This is a genomic window from uncultured Paenalcaligenes sp., from assembly GCF_947630565.1.
Taxonomy (GTDB): Bacteria; Pseudomonadota; Gammaproteobacteria; order Burkholderiales; family Burkholderiaceae_B; genus Paenalcaligenes; species Paenalcaligenes faecalis.
On record NZ_CANRIC010000072.1, the window covers coordinates 1 to 6,684 of the forward strand.

The 6,684-nt window shown below is 47.2% G+C and carries 6 protein-coding genes; 4 read left to right on the plus strand and 2 right to left on the minus strand.

All coding sequences use genetic code 11. The features are described 5' to 3' along the window. Positions 1-82: 82 nt before the first annotated feature. On the minus strand, positions 83-784 hold the full coding sequence (locus tag Q0Z62_RS10300) for a TIGR00730 family Rossman fold protein (protein WP_298054222.1): 702 nt from the start codon (positions 782-784) through the stop codon (positions 83-85). Between Q0Z62_RS10300 and polA the strand changes: the two genes are divergently transcribed. Next, positions 783-3,548, plus strand: coding sequence for a DNA polymerase I (gene polA / locus Q0Z62_RS10305; RefSeq protein ID WP_298054225.1), 2,766 nt, complete (start codon positions 783-785; stop codon positions 3,546-3,548). The two genes, Q0Z62_RS10300 and polA, sit on opposite strands and share 2 nt — an antisense overlap. A 75-nt stretch (positions 3,549-3,623) precedes the next feature. On the opposite strand, the gene htpX is transcribed toward polA, so the two are convergent. Next, entirely contained in the window at positions 3,624-4,502 is an 879-nt protein-coding gene (gene htpX, locus Q0Z62_RS10310) for a protease HtpX (protein ID WP_269900135.1), read from the minus strand. A gap of 144 nt (positions 4,503-4,646) precedes the next feature. On the opposite strand from htpX, the gene Q0Z62_RS10315 reads away from it, so the two are divergent. The 3 genes from Q0Z62_RS10315 to Q0Z62_RS10325 form a co-directional block, all read left to right on the plus strand. Continuing rightward, positions 4,647-5,531, plus strand: a complete 885-nt coding sequence (locus tag Q0Z62_RS10315) for a DMT family transporter (protein ID WP_298054228.1) — start codon at positions 4,647-4,649, stop codon at positions 5,529-5,531. Positions 5,532-5,540: 9 nt separating this feature from the next. Then, the gene (locus Q0Z62_RS10320) at positions 5,541-6,392 is read left to right on the plus strand and encodes a sulfurtransferase (RefSeq protein WP_298054231.1); all 852 of its coding nucleotides are present in this window, start codon (positions 5,541-5,543) and stop codon (positions 6,390-6,392) included. Positions 6,393-6,464: 72 nt separating this feature from the next. Next, a partial coding sequence (locus Q0Z62_RS10325) for an exodeoxyribonuclease VII small subunit (protein ID WP_298054236.1) occupies positions 6,465-6,684 on the plus strand: 220 nt, incomplete at its 3' end.

The window sequence follows — 6,684 nt, forward strand, 5'->3', positions numbered from 1 at the left end:
CAGCGCTGAGTCTGGTCAATCTAGGCAAGCACAGAACGAATCTGGCATGCCTCGCCCTTTAGGGCGGGGTTATTGACTTCGATTAGTCCTTTGTGTAGGGCGTCTCTTGGGGAAGCACAGGAGCTTTGCCTTGGTCGGCGGCTATTTGAGCGCAACAGCTATTGACTATGCGCATGACTTCGTCCAAATCATCAGTGACAGTGACTAAGTTTACGTCATTTGCCCCAATAAACGCATGGCTAATTAACTGTTCTTTGACCCATTCAATTAGACCAGCCCAGAAATCAGAGCCAACCAGTACAATAGGTGCAGGCGGATTTTTTTTGGTTTGGACTAGGGTGATGGCTTCGAACAATTCATCCAAGGTACCAAAACCGCCTGGTAGCGCAATATACGCGGCACTATGCATAAAAAAGGTGGCTTTTCTAGAGTAAAAGTACTCAAACTGTAAACTATGTGTCTGATATGGGTTATTGGTGGTTTCACGTGGTAGGCGTATATTTAGGCCCACACTTTTGCCGCCAGCCTCAAAGGCACCCTTATTTGCTGCCTCCATAATGCCAGGGCCACCGCCCGCTATAACAGGATAGTTAGCCTTAGCTAAGCGCTGGCCTAGTTCTTCGGCTAACTGATAGTATTTGTGATCGGGTTTGATCCGAGCGCTGCCAAAAACACTTACACCCCAACCGATTTCCTGTAGAGTATCAACAGCAGTTTGCAACTCTTTACTGATGGTTGGGATTTGCATCGAAGCCGGTAAACGTACAACTTTATTATTAGACATGAAAAAAACCTTGTTGCTAGTAGATGGGTCCAGCTATTTATATCGCGCTTATTATGCGATGTTACGTAGTAATTTAACCAATGCGCGTGGTGAGCCTACAGGTGCCATGTACGGGGTGATAAATATGCTGCGTAAATTATTGCAAGATATCAATGCCGATTACATGGCCTGCGTGTTTGATGCCAAGGGCAAGACCTTTAGAGACGAATTGTATACGCAATATAAAGCGCAACGACCATCTATGCCAGAAGACTTAGCGCAACAAATTGCGCCTTTGCACCAAATTATACAAGCCATGGGATGGCCCTTGCTGTGTGTGCCAGGGGTCGAGGCGGATGACATCATAGGAACCTTAGCGCATCAGGCGGCCCAAGAGGGTATTCATACTATTATATCCACAGGTGATAAGGACTTGGCGCAATTGGTTAATTCTCATATTGAGTTGATCGATACCATGAAAGATGAGCGTCAGGATGAGCAAGGGGTCATGGATAAATATGGGGTACGTCCAGATCAAATTATTGATTATTTAATGTTAATTGGTGATACCTCTGACAACATCCCAGGGGTTCCTAAAGTTGGGCCTAAAACAGCACAAAAATGGTTGAATCAGTACGAGACCCTAGATAATTTAATTGCACACGCACAAGAAATAAAAGGGGTTGTAGGAAATAATCTGCGTGAATTTATTCCTCAGTTTGATTTGACTCGCCAATTAGTGACGATAAAACTGGATTGCGATTTACCCAAAGACATTGCAGAAATTACACACTTAGCGCCTCGCCCAGAGGACAAGGGCCAATTGCAACACTATTACAATGAGTACGGGTTTAGAACGTGGCTTAGAGAGCTAACAGGACAAGCAGATCAGCTGCCAGAGCAAGATCGTAGCAAGGCCCTTGAAGCTAAACCTCAACCCCTAGAGATTCAATCTGATGTGATAGAGGCGCAATCCCCCCAAGTTGATAGTACGGAGTATCAGACGGTATTGACTCAAGAGGCATTAGAGCAGTGGCTAACTGTAATTCAGCACGCCGATCGCGTTGCGCTAGACACAGAGACCACCTCATTAGATCCAATGCAAGCTAAGTTAGTGGGGTTGTCTTTATCCGTGCAGGCTGGACACGCTTGTTATATTCCTTTGGCTCACCGAGGTACAGATCAAGTCGAGCAACTCGATAAGGCGCAGGTGTTGGCTTTATTGACTCCTTGGCTTGAGGACGCGACACCCACTAAGGTATTGCACAATGCTAAATACGATACCCATGTATTGGCTAATGAAGGCATTGCTTTACGAGGGGTTGCAGATGACACCATGCTGCAAGCGTATGTGCTAGAGGCCCATAAGCGAGTCAATATGGAAGAGCTTATGGAGCGCTGGTTAGGACTTAAAGGCACATCCTACGAAGACATTTGTGGCAAGGGGGCCAAGCAAATAGGGTTTGATGAAGTCGATGTGGCTACAGCAGCACACTACGCGTCAGAGGATGCAGATATGACCTTGCGTTTGCATCAGACACTGCGCCCTCAAATTACAGAGCGTCCCGGATTAGAAGATATCTATCAGTTAGAGTTAAAGACCTCGGTAACTTTAGGCGTAGTAGAGCGAAATGGGGTAGCGATAGACAGTGAGCTATTAGGGCAACAAAGCCATGCTTTAGGGCAGAGGTTAGTCGATTTAGAGCAGCAGGCCTATGAGCTAGCGGGCCAGCCATTTAATATGAACTCGCCTAAACAAGTTGGAGAGATCCTGTTCGAAAAAATGGGGATTCCTGTCGTACGTAAAACAGCAGGCGGGGCTCCTTCAACCAGCGAGGATGTTTTGCAAGAACTGGCTTTGGACTATCCTCTGCCTAAGCTTTTGCTGGAATATCGTGGGATTGCCAAACTAAAATCTACCTATACAGATAAATTGCCGAAGATGGTGGATAGTCAAACGGGGCGTGTTCATACCCGTTATGCGCAGGCTGCGGTGATTACTGGACGCTTAGCGTCCTCGGACCCAAACTTGCAGAATATTCCTGTGCGTACTCCAGAGGGGCGACAGGTTCGTGATGCTTTTATTGCCTCTAAAGATAAAATAGTGGCAGCGGATTACTCGCAAATTGAGTTACGTATTATGGCGCATGTGTCTGGGGATAAAAATTTACAACGTGTCTTTGCTGAAGGGGGCGATGTGCATACGGCAACCGCTGCAGAGATTTTTCATATTGAACCTATCGAGGTCAGTGCCGAGCAGCGACATGCTGCTAAGGCCATTAACTTTGGTTTGATTTATGGCATGGGGCAATATGGATTAGCTAAAAATCTAGGCATTACTAATGCCGCGGCGAAATCATATATTGATCGCTATTTTGCTCGTTATCCTGGTGTGGCACGCTACATGGAAACCATAAAAGAGGTAGCCAAACAGCAGGGATATGTAGAGACGGTTTTTGGGCGTCGTTTATATTTTCCCGATATTCAAGCAAAAGGGCCTCGAGCCCGTGGCGCAGAGCGTGCTGCCATTAATGCACCGATGCAGGGTACAGCGGCTGATTTAATTAAAAAAGCAATGGTGGCGGTACAGAACTGGTTAGATGCTGAGCAAATGAAAACCCTGATGATTATGCAGGTGCATGATGAGTTAGTGTTTGATGCACCCGCAGATGAGGTGGACCTTTTAGTGCAGCACCTGCCAGAGTTAATGAGATCGGTAGCGGATTTAGACGTCCCTTTGACTGCAGAAGTGGGAGTGGGTGATAACTGGGGGCAGGCTCATTAAAAAATAGCGTCGACTTGAAAGCATAAAAAAACGGCTGCAATAATCGCAGCCGTTTTTTGCTTAAGGCTAAAGGGTTTAGCCACGCTGTTGTAATGCGCGGATTCGATCCTCAATAGGTGGGTGGGATGCAAATAGGGCACCTAAAGATCGGCCACCGGCAATTCCGGATGCTTCGAATGATTTGGGTAAATCAGACGTCTCTACGCCGCCCAAACGGGCTAAGGCATTAATCATAGGACGGGGTGAACCCATGAGTTTGGCTGCGCCTTCGTCTGCTCGGTATTCGCGTAGTCTAGAGAACCAAGCCACAATGATCGAAGCTAAAATCCCAAAGACAATTTCACTCACGATAACGGCAGCGTAGTAGCCGATCCCAAGGCCGTCACGATCGTTTTTCAAAATGACTCGATCAACAACATAGCCAACTAAACGCGCAAAAAACACAACAAATGTATTTACTACACCTTGGATGAGGGTCAGAGTAACCATATCTCCATTGGCGACGTGCGCGACCTCGTGGCCCAGTACGGCGGCCACTTCTTCTTGGCTCATGGTGGCGAGTAGCCCTGTAGATACCGCGACTAAGGCATCATTTTTAAATGCACCCGTGGCAAAAGCGTTGGGTTCGCCTTCGTAGATGGCGACCTCTGGGTGACCAATACCGGCATTATCGGCAAGTTGATGAACTGTGCTGACGAGCCAGGCTTCTTGTTGGTTACGCGGGCTGTTGGGGTCAATGACATAGGCGCCAGTACTGCGTTTGGCCATCCATTTACTCATGAATAGAGAAATAAAAGACCCAGTGAAACCAACAACTAAAGAGAAGACTAAAAGTTGAGGAATATTAATGCCTGAACCTGAGATGAATCGATTCACCCCGAGTAGGTTCAGTACAATGCTTAACACCAGCATAACGGCTAGGTTAGTGGCTAAAAATAAAAAAATTCGCTTCATGCGTACTTCCTATAGCGTAGTAAAAATTGTCCGGCGAAAACGCCACAGTGTCCGATGGTTGACTGATAAAATGAGGCTGATTGTATCTTTTACAAGAGTGCAGAGTATAGTATTGATTTGCGCCCACTATAAGGTGATTTTCTCATGCAGTCGTTATGGATGTTGGTGGCCTGTGTTATGTTTGCGCTGATGGGCGCCTGTGTAAAAGTCGCCGCCGACTATGATGCCAATATGCCTCAAATTATACTCTTTAGAGGCATTCCATCTGTTGTTTTGTTGTGGATTTGGACCCAATACCATAAACGTAGTTTGCGGCCTGTTAGTTGGAAGGCGCATTTGTTACGTAATGGATTTGGGGTGAGCTCAATGTGGCTGGGGTTCACCGCCTTATCGATGCTGCCTTTATCCACAGCCATCAGTTTAAACTATACCGCACCTTTATTTATTGGTGGTTGGATGCTGTTTTTTGGTGGCACACAACGAGATCCAGTTCGTATCACGGCTGTTTTATTGGGTTTTTTAGGGGTGGTTGCCGTTTTGCGTCCTAGTCTTAACGAAGATCAACTGCCTTATGCTTTATTGGGGTTGATGGCAGGGGCTTTTGCGGCGGTGGCGATGATGCAGATTCGTCAGTTAGGCCGTCTTGGTGAGCCCGAGTGGCGCACAGTCTTTATTTTTTCTTGCTTTGTTTGCTTAACTGGCGGCTTATCATTGGCCACTCTGGGGTGGGCCACGATTGGTTGGCCTGCCTATGCCGCTTTAGGCGGGATTGGTTTGTTCGGCCTCTTTGGGCAGCTCGCTATTACTCGAGCCTTTGGTTTGGGCTCGGCGTTGCTTACGGCGGTTTTGCAGTATTCAACCATTATCTTTGCTGCAATTATCGGTATTATTTTCTGGGATGATATGCCTGATTTAATAGCTTGGGGTGGGATGGCACTTATTATCCTATCTGGGTTGATTTCAGCTTGGCGTACCTATAGCGAAGATCGTATTATGCGAGGTCAGACCGTGAAAAGTACGGCTAAATAAAGGATGGTTATGACTCAGTTATTAATTAGTGCTAAAGAACTACAACAACAATTGCACCAAAAAAATACAGTTATTTTTGATGTGCGCCATGATTTGATGAATCATCAGCTAGGCCGCCAGCAATACATGCAGGCGCATATACCCGGTGCTTATTTTCTAGACAACGAGGCCGAGCTAGTGGGTCAAATGACAGGGCAAAATGGGCGACACCCCTTGCCTGATCTGGCCCGTTTTGTGCAGTTGTTGCAGCAATATCAACTCAACAAAGAGACGCAGATTGTTATTTATGATGCCAGTCAGGCGCATATGGCGGCTCGTACTTGGTGGCTATTGCGTTGGGCAGGCTTTAATCACGTCATGATTTTGGATGGGGGGTGGCAGGCTTGGTTAGCTGCGGGGGGTGTTACGGACAATCATTTGGAACTCCCGCCTGTGCCCGAGCAACGTGTGGCCGTCACTATAGAGCCTCAGCAACCCACAGTGGATGCTGCCGCCATAGTCGCTCAATTAGATCAGCCTATTTATACGCTGGTCGATGCCCGAGCCGCAGAGCGATACCGGGGTGAAAAAGAGCCTATTGACCCGGTAGCAGGGCGAATTCCAGGCGCTTTGAATAGACCCACGTCGCAAAACTTGCAGCCCGATGGTCACTTTAAATCAGTAGAGCAATTACGAGCTGAGTTTAACGAGCTGTTAGGTGATGTGGATGTTTCTGCTGTGGTGCATTATTGTGGCTCTGGAATGACCGCATGTCATAATATTTTTGCTATGGAATTAGCGGGTTTGTCTGGCGCCTCTCTTTACCCAGGCTCATGGAGTGAGTGGATCGCAGATAAAACTCGCCCTCAGCAAAAAGGCTAATACGCGGCTTTGGGTCAGTGTCTAAGCAGGAAATCTTAATCACGGTTAAAATGCGCCGTTATGGCGATTTTTATGGATGTAACCACCATGTCGGATCAACAGTTACCTACCGATTTACCTACCGATTTTGAGCAGGCCTTAGCCTCGCTAGAGCAAATCGTTGCACGTATGGAAAGTGGTGAATTGCCTTTAGAGCAGTCACTGCAGGCTTATGAGCAAGGTGTCAAGTTGGCGCAGGTGTGTCAGCAACGTTTAGATCATGTCGAGCAGCAGGTGCAGGTATTGCAAGGGC

Bases quoted from the DNA above. Each gene is read 5' to 3' on its own strand.
- polA (WP_298054225.1), top strand. From the start codon at position 783: ATGAAAAAAACCTTGTTGCTAGTAGATGGGTCCAGCTATTTATATCGC.
- Q0Z62_RS10300 (WP_298054222.1), bottom strand. From the start codon at position 784: ATGTCTAATAATAAAGTTGTACGTTTACCGGCTTCGATGCAAATCCCA.
- htpX (WP_269900135.1), bottom strand. From the start codon at position 4,502: ATGAAGCGAATTTTTTTATTTTTAGCCACTAACCTAGCCGTTATGCTG.
- Q0Z62_RS10315 (WP_298054228.1), top strand. From the start codon at position 4,647: ATGCAGTCGTTATGGATGTTGGTGGCCTGTGTTATGTTTGCGCTGATG.
- Q0Z62_RS10320 (WP_298054231.1), top strand. From the start codon at position 5,541: ATGACTCAGTTATTAATTAGTGCTAAAGAACTACAACAACAATTGCAC.